This is a genomic window from Thiocapsa rosea (assembly GCF_003634315.1).
Lineage (GTDB): Bacteria > Pseudomonadota > Gammaproteobacteria > Chromatiales > Chromatiaceae > Thiocapsa > Thiocapsa rosea.
Genome location: NZ_RBXL01000001.1, coordinates 2,990,366 through 3,005,362, shown reverse-complemented (window position 1 = coordinate 3,005,362; position 14,997 = coordinate 2,990,366). Strand labels below are relative to the sequence as shown.

13 protein-coding genes are annotated in these 14,997 nt (G+C 64.7%); 3 read left to right on the top strand and 10 right to left on the bottom strand.

Going from position 1 to position 14,997, the window contains the following annotated elements:
- The first annotated feature begins 118 nt into the window (after positions 1–118).
- The gene (gene tsaA, locus BDD21_RS13440; protein WP_120797586.1) at positions 119–598 is read left to right on the top strand and encodes a tRNA (N6-threonylcarbamoyladenosine(37)-N6)-methyltransferase TrmO; all 480 of its coding nucleotides are present in this window, start codon (positions 119–121) and stop codon (positions 596–598) included.
- A 177-nt stretch (positions 599–775) separates the two neighbouring features.
- Here tsaA and BDD21_RS13435 read toward each other — a convergent pair whose 3' ends face one another.
- The 4 genes from BDD21_RS13435 to BDD21_RS13420 all read right to left on the bottom strand — a co-directional run bounded on the left by BDD21_RS13435 (position 776) and on the right by BDD21_RS13420 (position 3,834).
- Positions 776–1,486 carry an SDR family oxidoreductase gene (locus BDD21_RS13435; RefSeq protein ID WP_120797585.1) on the bottom strand — a complete coding sequence of 237 codons (711 nt, stop codon included), beginning with the start codon at positions 1,484–1,486 and terminating at the stop codon, positions 776–778.
- Between the two features lie 15 nt (positions 1,487–1,501).
- Positions 1,502–2,113 carry an NAD(P)-dependent oxidoreductase gene (locus tag BDD21_RS13430; protein ID WP_120797584.1) on the bottom strand — a complete coding sequence of 204 codons (612 nt, stop codon included), beginning with the start codon at positions 2,111–2,113 and terminating at the stop codon, positions 1,502–1,504.
- Between the two features lie 125 nt (positions 2,114–2,238).
- Positions 2,239–2,754: a transcription/translation regulatory transformer protein RfaH gene (gene rfaH, locus BDD21_RS13425; protein ID WP_120797583.1), complete on the bottom strand. Its 516-nt coding sequence runs from the start codon at positions 2,752–2,754 to the stop codon at positions 2,239–2,241.
- 15 nt (positions 2,755–2,769) lie between these two features.
- The gene (locus BDD21_RS13420) at positions 2,770–3,834 is read right to left on the bottom strand and encodes an undecaprenyl-phosphate alpha-N-acetylglucosaminyl 1-phosphate transferase (RefSeq protein WP_120797582.1); all 1,065 of its coding nucleotides are present in this window, start codon (positions 3,832–3,834) and stop codon (positions 2,770–2,772) included.
- Positions 3,835–4,554: 720 nt separating this feature from the next.
- Between BDD21_RS13420 and BDD21_RS28280 the strand changes: the two genes are divergently transcribed.
- The gene (locus BDD21_RS28280) at positions 4,555–4,914 is read left to right on the top strand and encodes a hypothetical protein (RefSeq protein WP_211335050.1); all 360 of its coding nucleotides are present in this window, start codon (positions 4,555–4,557) and stop codon (positions 4,912–4,914) included.
- Here BDD21_RS28280 and BDD21_RS13405 read toward each other — a convergent pair.
- From BDD21_RS13405 to BDD21_RS13385, 5 genes are all read right to left on the bottom strand, one after another.
- The gene (locus tag BDD21_RS13405; protein WP_120797581.1) at positions 4,911–6,587 is read right to left on the bottom strand and encodes a hypothetical protein; all 1,677 of its coding nucleotides are present in this window, start codon (positions 6,585–6,587) and stop codon (positions 4,911–4,913) included. The genes BDD21_RS28280 and BDD21_RS13405 overlap by 4 nt on opposite strands.
- A 7-nt stretch (positions 6,588–6,594) precedes the next feature.
- Complete coding sequence (locus BDD21_RS13400; RefSeq protein ID WP_120797580.1) at positions 6,595–7,893, bottom strand: tetratricopeptide repeat protein; 1,299 nt, start codon at positions 7,891–7,893, stop codon at positions 6,595–6,597.
- A 203-nt stretch (positions 7,894–8,096) separates the two neighbouring features.
- Positions 8,097–10,424: a GumC family protein gene (locus BDD21_RS13395; protein WP_120797579.1), complete on the bottom strand. Its 2,328-nt coding sequence runs from the start codon at positions 10,422–10,424 to the stop codon at positions 8,097–8,099.
- A gap of 23 nt (positions 10,425–10,447) precedes the next feature.
- Positions 10,448–11,491, bottom strand: a complete 1,044-nt coding sequence (locus BDD21_RS13390; protein WP_120797578.1) for a polysaccharide biosynthesis/export family protein — start codon at positions 11,489–11,491, stop codon at positions 10,448–10,450.
- Positions 11,492–11,692: 201 nt separating this feature from the next.
- On the bottom strand, positions 11,693–12,454 hold the full coding sequence (locus BDD21_RS13385) for a hypothetical protein (protein ID WP_120797577.1): 762 nt from the start codon (positions 12,452–12,454) through the stop codon (positions 11,693–11,695).
- A gap of 253 nt (positions 12,455–12,707) precedes the next feature.
- On the opposite strand from BDD21_RS13385, the gene BDD21_RS13380 reads away from it, so the two are divergent.
- A complete protein-coding gene (locus BDD21_RS13380) occupies positions 12,708–13,511 on the top strand; it encodes a tyrosine-protein phosphatase (protein ID WP_120797576.1) in 804 nt (267 codons plus the stop codon).
- Here BDD21_RS13380 and BDD21_RS13375 read toward each other — a convergent pair.
- Positions 13,411–14,877, bottom strand: a complete 1,467-nt coding sequence (locus BDD21_RS13375; protein ID WP_120797575.1) for an O-antigen ligase family protein — start codon at positions 14,875–14,877, stop codon at positions 13,411–13,413. The genes BDD21_RS13380 and BDD21_RS13375 overlap by 101 nt on opposite strands.
- Between the last annotated feature and the right edge of the window lie 120 nt (positions 14,878–14,997).

Below are 14,997 nucleotides of genomic sequence, written 5' to 3'. Positions count from 1 at the left end.
ACCCGGCAGCGTAGCGGTTTGAAGGATGGGTTTCGCCGAGGCTCTACCCATCCTACGCCGCTGGACACGGTTTAAATCAGGCCGCTCAGGTAGACACGGTCACCGTCATCGAGGATTTATGACTATCGAATACACGCCGATCGGCACCATCCACTCTCCGTTTGCGGAGCCCACAGAGATGCCGATTCAACCGACCGGTGCGCTCGGCATCCAGGGAACGATCGAGATGCTCGAGGCATACCGAGAGGGCCTGAAGGATCTCGACGGCTTCTCGCACCTGATCCTGCTCTACCACTTTCACCACAGCCGCGGATTCACGCTTCGACCGATCCCGTTTCTGGATCGGGAGCCGCGCGGGCTGTTCGCGACCCGCGCACCCAAACGCCCGAACGCGATCGGCTTGTCGGTCGTGCGATTGGACAAGATCGAGGGCAGTGTGCTGTTCATCACGAACGTGGATATTCTCGACGGAACCCCGCTCTTGGACATCAAACCCTATGTCCCGGCGTTCGACACGCCGAAAGACGTGCGCACCGGCTGGTTCGAGAACGTCACCTCGGCGGTCTCCAGCCACCGATCGGATGACCGGTTTCAGTAGGGTCTGATGGCCCGGCGCCTCGTGCGGTGAACACCGACGGACCGGATCGCCGAGCCCGGGCTAAACCGCGTCTCGCCAGGATCGAGGAAGCCCCCGACGCTGAACACAACGTGAAATCGTCAAGTCTGCCCGGGCCGATCCCATCCAAAAAACATCGCATACCGCGCCGGGCGCGGTTCACCAGGGAATCGGCTCTCCATGCCGGAAAAAGCCGCCGCTCGGCCCGTCATCCGGCAGCGTCGCCGCCCAGACGATGCCCTCCGCCCCTTCCTCGACCGACAGGGGTGCTCGTTCGCCGCCCAAGTTCGTGCGGACCCAGCCCGGACAGACCGCGTTGACCTTCACGCCCGTGTCGCGCAACTCGTCGGCGAAGATCCGGGTGAGTGCATTGAGCGAGACCTTGGAGAGTCGGTAGCCCGGGCAGCAGCCGTTCATCTCGTCGAGCTGGCCCATTCCGGACGACACATTGACCACGCGGCCTCGGCCGTTCATCAAGGGGATCAACACCTGGCAGAGCCTTAGCGGCGCCAGGGCATTGGTCTCCATCCCGCGGCGCACCGTCTCGAGGTCTGCCACAAAGACGCTGGCCTCCTCTGTTCCGGGCTTGGGATCGGGGACGATTCCGGCGTTGTTGACCAAGACGTCCAGCCGCCCGATGCCGCGAACCGTTTCGGCGAGGGCCTGAACGGATGCTTCATCGGTCACGTCCAGCGCTTGAAAGCGGACATCCCCACCCGCCGACGCCAGGGACTGCGCGGCGGCGTGGCCCTCTTGCTCGCGCCGGGCGGTGAGGATCACGGTATAGCCCAGGGCCGCCAGTCGACGGCTGGTTTCAAGGCCCAGGCCGCGATTGGCGCCGGTGACGACGGCGACGGGTTTCTCGGACATCGTGTGCTCCTGCGGTCAGCTCACCGCGGGTGTCTGGTGAATGAAGGTCGGGTCGGTCAACTGGCGCAACACGAAATCAGCCACGTCGGCGCGGCTGATGCGCCCGCCTTTGATCGAACGGTCGCGGCCGAAACGGTAAGCGCCGGTGCGGGGACCATCGGTCAATCCGCCGGGGCGCACGATGGTCCAGTCGAGCCCGCTCGCCTTGATGAGCCTCTCCTGCTCTTCCTTGGCCATCATGATCGGTTTCAATGTCAGGTCCATGATGACGCGGAACGCCCAGCCGATCTGCTCGCGACTCTCTCCGACGCCCAGCGAGGTCACCGCCACGAGACGGCGCACACCGGTTTCGCCCATGGCGTCGAGAATGGTTCGAGTGCCGATCGCCTCGATCGGTTCTCGGCTCCCGCGCGAGCCCAGCACGCAGATCACGGCGTCGGCACCTTGGATGCAGCGCGTTGTCGCAGCCTGATCCAGGACATCCCCAACGACCAAGGTCAATCCTGTCTGCTCCGCAAGCTTCGAGGGGTCGCGCACCAGCGCCGAGACGTCGTGTCCCTGCGCAAGCGCTTGATCCAAAACCTGGCGTCCGGTTCCCCCGGTCGCGCCGAAAAGAGCGATCTGCATTCGATTGTCCTCGTGAAGCCGTCGTCGATCCGCCGAGACGACAGGTTACACCCTACCCGTCCCGCGCGGCAGCCCGCATGGCGGGCGGGATTCCCGGGGATGGGGCGTGGGTGATCACCGAGGGCTCAGGCGGAGCGGCGGATGTCTGCGATGGGTATCGTCAGGGTGACTTCGCGATGCAGCAGCTCGATCAGGAGTTGGGCTCGGCGCTCGCCTTGGTGGACGTTGAAGATGGCTTCAAGCCCGCGGAAGGGGCCTTCGATGATCTCGACCTTCTGCCCCGGACAGAGTTCGGACTGCAGGGTACGGACGTCGAGACGACGCTGAATCTCCGCGATCATGGCGTCTTGGACGGGTAAGGGCTCGCGGCCGAAGGCAACCAGGCGTGCGACACCGCGAGTGGAGCGCAACGGATACCAGTTGTCGACCCAACGACGCAGGGAGATGAACAGATAGTTGGGGAAAAGCGACTCCTCGACCACCACGCGCCGCCCGCGATAGATACGTTCGACCATCCATTGCGGGTGAAAGACCCTGTAGCCCTGCTGGACGAGATTCACCTCGGCACGCTCGGCCTGCCGCGGCTTGGATTGCACCAGATACCATTGGGGCGCGGCTTCCACGCCGGTCTCGCCGTTCATCTTATCGCGCCTCGATCAGGTCGCCTCACCGACCATCTGTCGGCTTTGCTGCTCCAATGCCTGCGACAGACTGTGCACGTAGCGCGCAACCAGCAGGTAAGCGACGAAGATCGACAAGGCCGCGTAGAACATGACCGTTTCCCCGATCTGATTCAGAAGGCCGAAGACACCGACTCCGGTCAACAGGATCGCGGTGGCCAGCATCACGAGCAGGGCCTTGCGTGTACTGTGGAAGACGCGGGATAGGAAGTGGTGGAGATGCCCGGCATCCGCACTGAAGGGAGAGACCCCTTGCAGGATCCGCCGACCCATCACGCGCAGGGTATCCATCAGCGGGATGGCGACGAGCCAGAGTGCCGTCACCGGATCGATGCTCCCGGACGGCCCTGCGGCATCGACCAAGGCCCAGACCAGGATGTAGCCCAGCAGGAGGCTGCCCGCGTCGCCGAGGAAGATCTTGCGCCCGGTCACGCCGAAAAGCTCCAGATTGCAGACCAAATAAGGAATCAGCGCCGCGATCGTGGTAAGCAACAGGATCTGGATCGGTCCGATCTCGGGTGCGAGGAGCAGCAGCGTTCCGAGCGCGATCAGGATCAGACCGCCGGCCAAGCCATCGATGCCGTCGATCATGTTGACGGCGTTGATGACGCCGACCATCGCAAACACCGTGAAAGGCACCGAAAACACTCCGAGGTCGATCGGTCCGAAGCCCAGGAGATTACCGAGCGAGGTGAGCGTGACACCGCACCCGAGGGTCAGCAACAGTGCTGCAGCGACTTGGGCCACGAGGCGCACCCTCGGACCGAGACCGAAGCGGTCGTCAAAGGCACCGACCACCACCAGGAGCGCGGCACCGGCCATCCCGTAGAGATGCGGCGCGGTGAACGGCAAAGCGAGCAGGGTGCTCGCGGCGAGACCCGAAAAGATCGCGATCCCGCCGATCGGCGGAACGGAATTGCGGTGGACCTTGCGACGTTCGCCCGGGTGATCCATCAAGCCGATCATGGGCGCCAGGGGGTAGAGTGCAGCGAGAACGACGCTGCAGATGAGAAACGCGACAACCATGTCCAGAATCGCCATCACCGGATGCACTCCTGCGTGCATCCGGGAACCGCCTTCAGCACATGCGCGACCATATCCGTCTCCTTGCTAAATCCTTCAACACGTTTCCAAGAACCCGCCCATCAATAGCCTCGAATACTCCGTTTCGATCCCGTCCTCGCGGCGACGGGGATCAGGTCCCCGGAACACATCGTCGGCATTTAACCGTGTTCAGGGAAAAACCACAAGTCGTGAATTATTATTGCGAATACGCAATGATCGACCCGCTGGGAGGGTCTTGTTGACGCTGCGCTGCATTCAAGCTGATTTCCGGAACAGGAACTACCGGCAGAGCCGGAACCAGGAAAAGTGGTCGAAGGCTCTGTTCGTTGCTGTTGCTGACGTTGTTGTCGTTGTCGTTGTCGTTGTCGTTGTCGTTGTCGTTGTCGTTGTCGTTGTAGTCGTTGTCGTAATCGGATTCCAGACAGCAACGACCACGACAACGAGGCTTTGGTCATCCTCTCGCCCATCCCTCTTGTATTCCCCGACCGAACGCAAAACTTCGGCCCCAGACCCAGGTACGCCGACTTCAGTCGGCACCCAGGTACGCCGACTTCAGTCGGCCCCCGGTACGCCGACTTCAGTCGGCCCCGGGGGCGGGCGACTTCAGCCGCCCGAGTGGGCCGGCACGGCGGACTGAAGTCCGCCTCCCCGGGGGCCGACTGAAGTCGGCGTACCCGGGCGGTCGCGGTCGGCGACTTGGATACTGCCGATGTGGCCGAAACGATGATCGAGGTTCACTTCGGCTTCGGCTTCGGCTTCGGCTTCGGCTTCGGCTTCGATTACGACAACGATTACCGTAACAACAACAACAACGACAACAACGACAACAACGACAACAACGACAACGACAACGACAACGACAACGACAAACTCTGTGATTGTTTACCTGGAATTTACGGCGTAAGGGAAAAGTCGATCCTTTCCCGTCAATCACCTAAGCGCAGATCCGTATCCGCCGCTGGAAAGACGTTAAACCGCGCCGGCTCCGACCGTCGTCGGAGCCGGCGCGGCCAAGCCATTGCAACAAATGACGCATACCGCACCGGGGCGGTTTAATACGAGATCCGTACAATCCGAGCGTCCTCCCCGCGGCCGTCGAACAGGATGGCGATGGTGCCTGTGCGTTCGACGCTGCGGCCCTGGGTGTCGCGATAGCTCACGCTGAACCCCGCCCGCGCGCCGCAACGCTTTTTTCCTTCCGGAACGATGCGGATGCCGGAAAAAGTGATTCGGCGATCGCTGGTTTCATCGAACCAACGCAGGTAGAGCCGGCGGATCCCCGACCAGCCGCGCGTCTCGTTCTCTTGCGCATCCGGACTGTAGAGGGCCATGAGGATCTCGAGTGAACCTTGATTGTAAGCCCGGCGGAAGCGATCCAGTGCACCGGCTATCGGTTCGCAGCCCACCGCCTTGGAGGACTCGGGTGCCGGGGAGAACGATCTGCCCGGTGGCGATGGAGCGCCCTTGGACGTGTCCGCAGCGGGAGACGTCTTGGCGGCCGCCTTGATCGATGTCTCGTCGACCGAAGGGGGGCGATTGCGAAGCGGCTGGACGGGCGCGTCGGGGGAGGCATTCGCTCGCGCCGATGCCGGCGCTGCGGCGCTCGCCGGCGGACTGATCCGACGCGCCCTTTCGGTTGCGGCGAGGCCGGTAGGATCCTCGGCCGTTTTGGTCATCGCAACCGGCGGGATCACGGGTGTTGCCGCCGACGCGTGCATCGTCGCGTCAAACTCTGCGATGGACGGGGCGATGGACGGGTCGGTGGAAGAATCCGACGAGCGGGTCAGAGCTGGCGCGTGCTCGATCGCCTGCACCGGGGGAATCGGCGCGATCCGGACCGGCAGAGCCGGTACATCGGGGAGGCTTGCCGCTTCGGATCGGGATTGACCGAGCAGCGACGGGGGCGATACAGCGAGCAGGCGGGGCGGCGTCTGTACCGGGGCGATCGCCGTCGGCCGCGCAACGAGGCGCAGCTCCGCAGCATCCGACGGGGCTTGCGCTCGCTCGACGCCGTCGAACCGTGCCTCGGACGCCGGCAGCGCCGGCACATCGAGCCTCGCCAAAAGCCTTTGCGGAGCCGGCTCGGGGTAGAGCAGCGATGCCAGCAGCAAGGCGCAGAGCAGGATCAGGCCGACGAAAAAACGTGCTTGGAAGGACTCGGCACCACCCAGCCATCGGCGCAGCCGCGCCCCGAATACTTGGCGCGACGGTGCTGCACCCAAGGGGTAGGGATCGACCTGTTTCGGAGGTCGACGCCGACGAGCGCGGGGCGTTTTTCGCGTCGAGCCGGGGTGGGGCGCCGCGGCGCCGCGCGACGCCGATTCGCGCACGCCACGCTCGAAGGCAGCATAGGCGATGTTGATCTGCTCGGTGCGCTCGTTGTGCACGAGGACCCGCGCGGGATGGCGATCCGGGTGGTAGGCCTGGATCAGACACCGGTAACGCAGCTTCGCGGCAGCGAGGTCGGCCGTGTCGCGCAGGCCGAGGATCTGTTCGGGAGACCCGTTCGGCACGGCGAAGAGAAAACGATCCAGGATGTCGTAGGCACGGCCCGCGGCTTCCAAACGCGTGAGCCCCGTGCCTGCGATTGCCTCGTCGAGGACAGCGACGTTCGGGTTGTCCGGGTTGCCCAGCCAGATGAGGAGCGCATCGAGCTGTTGCTCGAGCGTGGCAGTGGCCCTACCGGACACCAGGGTCCGCGCCAGATGTCGTGGCCAGTCGTCGTTCATCCCGGAATCATGGTTGCGTGGGCTGAAATTCCAGCGTATCGAGCCGGAGTGTCCCGCTCAAGAGTCGGTCCAGCGCGGTGGTCGCGGTGCGCCGGACCCTTACGGCGACAAGCAGACCGTCTTCCGGAATCTGGATGTCGAGCTCAAAGGGCTCCCGAGCCCAGCTTCCCCAGCGCGAGGGGGTCCGCACCCGGACAACCGGGTTTGTCTCAACGGTGTAAAGCTCCACGAAGACCCCCGAGCGCGTCGTGATGCCCTCGCCCGCCCAGTAGCCGTGGAGACGGTAGGAGGTGCCCGGCCGCACGCGCATGATCTGGCTGGGTTGAGCGAGGTCGACATTCGCGGTGCCGAGAAAGTCGATGCGCAGACTGCTGTATTCAGCATCGCCCTGCGGCCCTTCGACGCCGATCCTGAAACCGTCGCCGCTCGCGTTGTAGCGCCAGCCGGGCGTGGCCCAACCGGGCCTGAAGTCGGGACCGAGCGGAACAAGCGGCTCCTCGAAGCGGCCGTTGACGAGTCCCGGCGGCTCACCGAGCGCATCCTCCCAAACCGCATCGGCCTGCGCGTGACGCCCTTGGGCCGCGAGGATTTGCAGGTAGGGAAACAGGAGGTCCTCCAGGGCGCGACTCTCATCGTCGAGCCGAGCCCAGAGGGCCTGCGCCAACGCCGGATCGCGGGCCCGGCGAGCGACGTCGAGGAGGCCACGCTGATACACCAAGGCGTCGTGCGGCCCGCTCGACCAGACCTGCGCCGCAGCATCGACCAATGCCTCGGGCGCCGGCTCGAAACGGCGTGCAAGCCCCAATGTCCGCAGCCCGTCCTGCGGGGCAACCGCCCAATAGTCCATGAGCGCGGCGAGTGCCGCGTCCGGGGGTCCCAAAGCGACCTGCATCCAGGCGGCGCGCTGCTGCAAGGTCGCACGCTCGGGCCACAATGCGCGTGCGACGCGGATGCTCCGTGCGGCGCCCTCCCGATCGCCCGACGAGGCGAGCAGCTCGCCCAGGTCGAGCCAGGTCGGGGCGTAGAGGGGGCGTTCGCGCAGGCTCACCTCCAACAGCTTGCGAGGCTCGGACGCGTCTCCGGACAGGGGCAGAAGGCGGCGCGCCCACTCGCGTGCGGCGTCGCCGCCGCTCCAAGGCAGACGCGGCGGGATCGGCAGCATCGCAGGGTCGACGAGTGCATCGCCGGGGAGAGTGCCATGCGTCGACCCGCCCGCCAGGCGACCCACCCACCAACCCTGAAGGGCGGCCGTCGCCCAGAGCAGGCTAACGACGGTCAAGACAACGAGGGCGAGAGCGCGAGACACGGGTTACGGAAGCCTTGTCGAAGGGGATGGATTCAGAAAGACTCGATAGCCGTCGTGCCGACACTAAACCGCGTCTCAGCGAGGCGGTTCAAGGCGATTTCCGGGAATCACCTAAACCGCGCCAGCTCCGGCAGTCGTCGGAGCTGGCGCGGCCAATCCATTTCAAAAAATGACGCATACCGCACCGGGCGCGGTTTAAGTGGTCAAGCCGCCTCGCGGTGCAGGGCCGTCTCGGCGGACGAACCGTAATTGTAGTAGTAACGGTTGTAGTAGCTGTACTCGCTGCTGTGCGGCTCGACCATGTTGAGCACGGAGCCGACCAAAGGCGCATCCACCGCCCGCAAGCGCTTGACGGCCTCACGCAGAGCGCCGCGGCTCACCACCCCTGCAGCCGAGACCAAAAGCACACCCTTGACCTTGGTCGCAAGCACGATGGGGTCGGCGAGACCCATGACGGGGCTGCTGTCGATGATGACGTAGTCGTATCGGCGCGACATCTCCTCGAGCATGCGATCGGTCGCGCCCGAGCTCAGGAGCTCGGCGGGATTCGGAGGCGGCGTTCCGGCGACCATCAGGGTCAGATTTTCGACGGGCGTCGAGTAAAAGGCGTCGGAATCGCCCTGCACTAGATACTCCGTCAGCCCCGGGCCGCGCGGCACGCTGAAGATCTTGTGGAGACGCGGTTTGCGCAGATCGCCATCGATCAGGAGGACGGAGGCACCGGTCTGCGCCAGGACGATGCTCAGACTGGTCGCGGCGGTGCTCTTGCCTTCGCCCGGCACGGCACTGGTGATCATCAGCACCTTCGGTGCACCCCCGGGTGTCGCGAACATGAGGCTGGTGCGGATGGACCGAAACGCCTCGGAGAGACCCTGGTCGCGTTGCAGATGGGCCATCAGCTCGATCGGCACGGCGGGTGCTGTCCCCTTGGGATCCACGCGCGGCAACAAACCGAGACTGGCCAGATGCACCAAGCGCTCCACCTCCTCGGGGTCTCGGACACTGTTGTCGAGAAGATTCAGGAGCAGCGCGAGACCGATCCCGCCCATCAGACCCAGCACGGTCGCGATCGCGAGATTACGACTGAGACTGGGCGCGAAAGGACCATAGGGCACGAGCGCACGGTCGATCACCGAGGCCGTGTCCCGCTCCATGCCGGCGGCGACTCCGACCTCCTTCATGCGTTCGAGCAGACCGCTGTAGAGCTGGCTGTTGGTTTCCCATTCGCGCTTGAGGATGTTGTATTGCACCGCGCGATCCTGGAGCTCCAGGAGATCCTGCTTCTGCTGCTCGACCGCCAGGGTCAGCCGCTCCTCGCGATCGGTGAGCTGGCGGAAATTCACCTCCAGACTCTCCACGAGATTGCCGAGCTCCTTCTCCAGGGTCACGCGAATATCGTCCATCTGACGCCGCAGCTCCTGCATACGCGGGTACTCGGAGGTGTAGGTCTGGCCCAAACGCGCATACTCGGCGCGCAGGCTGGAGAGTTGCCCCCTGAGATCCGTGATACGGCTATCCTGCAGGACGGTCGGCAGACTGTCGACGTTCGCCTGCGCCAACTGCTGGTAGAGCGACTCGGCCGCAATCCTCTCCCCCTTCACCTTGGAGAGGTTCATGTTGAGCTCGGTCAGACGGGTCGAGATGATGTTGTTGCGGTCCTCCAGATCCACGACCTGATTTTGGCGCGCGAAGGCGTAAAGATCCTTTTCGGAGGTCTCGAGCTTGCCCTGTAGGTCCTCGATTTCGGCCTTTAGATAGGACTCGGCACCGCTCGAGAGTTCGAATCGCTTGCGAGCACTGAGCGCGAGATAGGCATCGGCAACCGCGTTGGTCACCGTGGCCGCGAGGTGACGATCGAGGCTCTCGAAACTGATCTCGATCAGATTGGAGGCGCGGATCGGGTTCACCGTGAGCCCACGTTGGACCTGGCCCACGAGGGCACGCAACTCGGCGTCCTCGGGCGGGGTCGCATTGCTCCCGAGCCCATCGGCGTCCGCGGCCTGATCCTCTGCCCCGCCGAAGAGCGCGGATAAGCCGTCTTTCAGCGGATGAAGCAGCATCCCGGAGATCTCGCGGAGCCCGGCCGCGAGATCGCGTTGCCGAAGCTCGCCGTTGAAGGCCGGGTGCTCGCCGAGATTCAACCGCTTCACCACGGCCTCGGCGACGACTCGGCTCTTGATGATCTCGATCTGGGTACGCTGGAAGGTGGCCGAGTCTTGTTGGGTGCTCTGAACGTTCTGGAATTGAACGATTCCCTCACTCTTCGGCGAGACCTCGAGCACCGTCGTGGCCCGATACATCGGGCGCATGATCAGGGTCGCGGACACCACGGTCACGATGACGATGGCGGCGAACAGCAGGATGGTGCGCCGATACTTGAGCGCGATCCGCCAGAGTTCGCGCAGATCGAGACCGTCGTCGTCGACCGCCTCCGGGTAATGCGGCGGCTCGTAGGTCGCCAACCGATCCGGCTGGCGCAACTGAGGGACCCGCGCCGAGGCGGATGGACTGGGCGGCGGCAATGGTTTCACGCGATCATCCTGTTTCGGGTGGCCTACTGATAAAGAATGCCCAACGAGAGCACCCTAAGAGCCTGATTCCACATGACAACGGCGCCCTTCTTGGCATAGTTGGTGTCGACCACCACCACGTCGCCGTCCTGGAGACGCATGTCCTCCTGCCCGAGGTCGCGGATCGCCACCAGATCGACCGGAAGCTCCCGCGGCGATCCGGTCCCGTCGTGGCGGATCACCCGGATATTCTTCTCGACCGAGGTCCAGTCCGTCCCCCCCGCCATGGCGATCGCCTTCAGGACGGTCATGTCCGGGCGCAGCGGGAAAGATCCTGACTTGGCAACCGCACCCTCGACGAAGAAGACGCCGGCCTCGGGGACATAGACGCTGTCGCCCCCGCGCAGCGCCAATGCCTGCGCGCTCGGATCCTTCACCAGGTCGCGCAGGTCGACGATAAGATTATGGGTCGCGACCTGGCCGGTTTGCGGATCGGGTACCCCGGTGCGCACACTCACGGTCGAACCCGCATTCGGCGCCAAGCCTCCGGCCATGGAGAGCACCTCGAAGAGGGTTCGTGGACGCTGCATCGGATAAACGCCGGGTCTTCCGACGGCACCCGTCACCGTCACCTCCTGCGAGGCATATTCGTTGATGAAGATCGCAACCTGGGGCGAATGGATGTACTTGCTCAGGCTCTGCATCAGTGACTGCTCGGCTTGGGCGGTGGTAAGACCGCCCAAGCGAACCTCCCCGACCAGGGGCAGATTCACGGTGCCCGGACCCGTGATGCGCACGCTGAGACTATTGATCTCCGGCGCCTGAGGGGCCTCGATCTTGATGACATCGCCCGGACCCAGACGATAGTCGTGAGTGGAGAGGTTCGAGGATTGCGACGTGGCCGCCAGTGTGAGCTGGCGATTGAGATCCATGACCCGCGCCTGCTCCGCGCGGGCCTGCGCCTCCGCAGCGATCGACCCGGCCGCGGCGGCATCCGATCCATCGCTCCGGGGACTCGCGCAGCCCATGAGCGCAACCACCAACACCAGCAACACGCCAGACCACCGGGCGAAGATCAAACGACTCATAAATTCTGACACCTAATAGCAACCTCCTAGACCAGATGTTCTCGGAACGGATGCGTCGGAGCGGCAAGGCACGCCGAGGGACCGGCAGTACAGGACATCAAAGGACCCGGAGGACGTAAAGGCGGTCGAGTCGATCACCCGCAAGGGGCGGCGCGCCAGCGCGATCGACTCCGGATCACGCGAACGCCACCCCGCCTTGACTCAGTTGATTGGCGGGGTCACGGGGCTCGCCGGGCCAACGTCGTCGCTCGTCCTGCGAAATGCGGTCGTATTCGTGTCGATGACCGCGAGTGCTGCAAAGATCGACGCCAAGGCCGCCGGCAAGGCAGCCGAACCAGCACCTCCGAGACCCGCGAGGAAGCCTGCACCACCGAAGCCGCCGACACCGCCGACAACGCCACCGGTACCACCGACTTGAGCCTCGATCAACTCCAACTTCGGCTGGCCTTCGTAGACCAAGGCACTCGTTTGCAGATAAACGATCCGGACGCCGCCGGATGCATCGACCAAGACCAGGTAACCCCCCTCGCCGTTGGCGGAGGCGGTCACGGCACCCTTGCCCGTACCCTGCCCCAGGTCGATTAGCTCCTCACCGTTCACGAGAAAGACCTTCGCGCCCGGTACGAGGTCGAATCCGACCTCGCCGCGCGCGACCGTGAGCAGATACCGGCCGTCCGAGCGCTCGACGGCGGCCGCGGAATCCGCAGAGAGCTTGATGATCCCGGTCTCCGGGATGGTCAGAACGGACGACCCCTCACCCGCACTGGATCGAATATTGTCACCGGAGAACACCACGTAGTCCTGACCGGGTCGCACCTGGACCTCGAGACCCTGCCCTGTCACGGTTGCCGCCTGATCGGTCGACAGGTTGCCGATGATCTCCGCAGCCCCGATGTTCAGGGACAAGCCGAGGGATACGAGAAGCGCGACGACCGACAGACCGCGGGATTGACGCGTAGACATCTCAAATCTCCTTTCCGTGTATTTGTATTCGCGAGCTTACGTGAAGAAGTGCTGTCTTCCAAGTATAGCCGACGAAGTGTCTGGTTTGAGTGCGTTGCGCACCGGCACGCAGCCTTTCCGATCCTCGAGGCATGTCGCGCACCGGCTAACCGACGACCGGTCAGAGGCGATGCGCGACGATCGCGACCGCTGAGTCCTATGGATCCGCACATCGGGCGGTTGCCCACAACACATTCGACAAGAATCGAGACCGATGATCGATTGCCACTGCCACATCCTCCCCGGCATCGACGACGGCGCGCATACGCTCGAGGTCGCCCTCGACATGGCCCGCGCCGCGTCGGCGAGCGGGATCGAAAATCTCGTCTGTACCCCACATCACCTGAACGGGGTCTACAGCAACTCCGCCGACGCGATTCGGCAAGCCTCGGGAGACCTGCAGGAACGTCTTCTCGAAGCCGGGATCCCGCTTCGGCTCTACCCCGGCGCAGAGCTGCATCTGGTGCCCGAGCTGCCGAGCCAGCTTTTGGACGGCACCGCGCTGACCTACAACGACCTCGGCAAGGCCGCACTGGTCGAACTCCCCAAGACCACGGTCCCGATCGGCGCGGAGACCATCCTCGAGCAGCTCCTCTATCGCGGCGTGACGCCCGTGATCGCCCACCCCGAGCGCAATCAGACGCTCGCGCGCCGACCGGAGCAACTGGCGGAATGGATCGGCTGGGGATGTAAAGCGCAGCTTACGGCACAGAGTTGCAGCGGCGATTTCGGCGAGCGCATGCAGCGCCTGTGCCGTCGCTGGCTGGAGTCGGGATGGGTACACCTGATCGCCTCGGATGCGCATCGCCCCGCGGGGCGCAGCCCGGACACCCTGGCCGCCGGGCGCGCAAGCGTCGCCGAATGGCTGGGCGAGGACGCAGCGACCCTGCTGACCCGCGACAACCCGCGACGTTTGCTTATCGGCGAGGATCTCGTGAGCCTCGCGCCCCGCGCCGCCCCTCCCGCAAAGGCGCAGACCCGACGCCGCTGGCTCGGCTTCCTGCGTCCGCGCCCCTGAGCGCGACGTCTTCACGCTCGAGCGCGCGGTTGCACAACACCCCCACGACCACCCAGAACGCAAAGGCGGTCCCCGGGATCTGCAGATTGAAGTCGCCCCAGCTGTGCAGGGCGATGGCGACGATCCCGCCGGCCGCGCCGGCGCGCAGCCGATTGAGCCGACTCGGTCCCGCCCGGCGCCACCAAACCACCGACGCCGCCGTCACCAGGACGGACCCGAGCACGCCGAATTCAAGTACGAACTGCACCCAGTCGTTGTGCAGATAATCGAAGGTCGGGGCGAGCGAAGCCGGCTGAACCAGCTTGAAGATGTCCTCGAACCCGCCGGCGCCGACGCCGGCGATCCAGCTCTTCGCCGGCAGATGCGCAAGGGGAAGCAACGCCTCCAGACGCCCCGTATCGGTCACGACCGCCGAGTACCTCAGCAACAGGGGTGCAAGCCCGAAGGCGATCGCCAATCCCAAGGCCACCAGACCCGCCGAGAACAGCCAGAACCGCTCCAATCCGGCCACCCGCCCGACCCGATTCGCCCGCGCCAGCAGCACGAAGACGAGCAGCCCGAAGAGCGCCGAGGCCGTCCCCAACCGCGACAAGGAATTGAACAGGGCCAAGGCCAAGACCAGACTGAAAACGAGGACAAGCAGGTAACGCACCTCATGGACACGCACCGGGCGCATCCGGGTGCCGAACAAGAGATACGCGATTCCGAGTGACCAGCCGAGCGCCAGGAGTCCTGCCAGGTGATTGCGGTTCCAAAAGGTGCCGACCACGACAGCATGATCGGCAGGCGCCGGCCAAAGCCCAAGGACCGTCTCGAACCTCCCCATGTGGGCGATGAAGCCGTAGAGGGCCTCGGCGAAGACCAACCCGACCAGAATCCCGACCAAGACCGCCAGATGCCGCCGCGGCAGCTCCGCCGCCAGGTAGGCCGCCGCCCAATAGGTTGTAAACATCCCCCAGAATCCGAGTGTTGCGGCGATATTGGGCGAAAGCCGGGTGATCGGCAGCTCGGGATACTGCGCAAGCAGATCCGGCGGATAAACCCCGATCCAATCGAAGACCTCCCGGGGCAAGGGCAGAAGCTGCAACCCGATCCACCCGGAAACCGCCAGCCACACCCACAACCAACCGCGGTCCCGGGCATCCGCCCCCTGGCCGCGCGCAAGACGCCAGAACCAGGTCAGGAAGAACAACCCGGCGATCGCCGCCCCCGCCAAGGCACGCGGACCCGGATGCACCCCACCCATCATGACCATCAAGACGGCCGCGACCGAGCCGATGACCCAGACCTGCAGCCAGGCCAAGGCGTTCGCGGCGGGGGTCGAGTCGATCGGGATTGCGGCCTTAAACCGCGTCGAGAGCGCCATGCGTCATTTTCATGTTGCGTTTGACTTCGGAGATGTCCGCGACCTCGGTGAGACGCGGTTTAAAAGCGGGCTTACCGTTGCGGCGTGTCGTCATGGATCCCTGTGCGAGCGTTGTAGACG

Excerpts from the sequence above, each read along its gene's own strand:
- BDD21_RS13405 (WP_120797581.1), bottom strand. The coding sequence starts at position 6,587 with ATGAACGACGACTGGCCACGACATCTGGCGCGGACCCTGGTGTCCGGT.
- tsaA (WP_120797586.1), top strand. The coding sequence starts at position 119 with ATGACTATCGAATACACGCCGATCGGCACCATCCACTCTCCGTTTGCG.
- BDD21_RS13385 (WP_120797577.1), bottom strand. The coding sequence starts at position 12,454 with ATGTCTACGCGTCAATCCCGCGGTCTGTCGGTCGTCGCGCTTCTCGTA.
- BDD21_RS13380 (WP_120797576.1), top strand. The coding sequence starts at position 12,708 with ATGATCGATTGCCACTGCCACATCCTCCCCGGCATCGACGACGGCGCG.
- BDD21_RS13390 (WP_120797578.1), bottom strand. The coding sequence starts at position 11,491 with ATGAGTCGTTTGATCTTCGCCCGGTGGTCTGGCGTGTTGCTGGTGTTG.
- BDD21_RS13420 (WP_120797582.1), bottom strand. The coding sequence starts at position 3,834 with ATGGCGATTCTGGACATGGTTGTCGCGTTTCTCATCTGCAGCGTCGTT.
- rfaH (WP_120797583.1), bottom strand. The coding sequence starts at position 2,754 with ATGAACGGCGAGACCGGCGTGGAAGCCGCGCCCCAATGGTATCTGGTG.
- BDD21_RS13430 (WP_120797584.1), bottom strand. The coding sequence starts at position 2,113 with ATGCAGATCGCTCTTTTCGGCGCGACCGGGGGAACCGGACGCCAGGTT.
- BDD21_RS13435 (WP_120797585.1), bottom strand. The coding sequence starts at position 1,486 with ATGTCCGAGAAACCCGTCGCCGTCGTCACCGGCGCCAATCGCGGCCTG.
- BDD21_RS13375 (WP_120797575.1), bottom strand. The coding sequence starts at position 14,877 with ATGGCGCTCTCGACGCGGTTTAAGGCCGCAATCCCGATCGACTCGACC.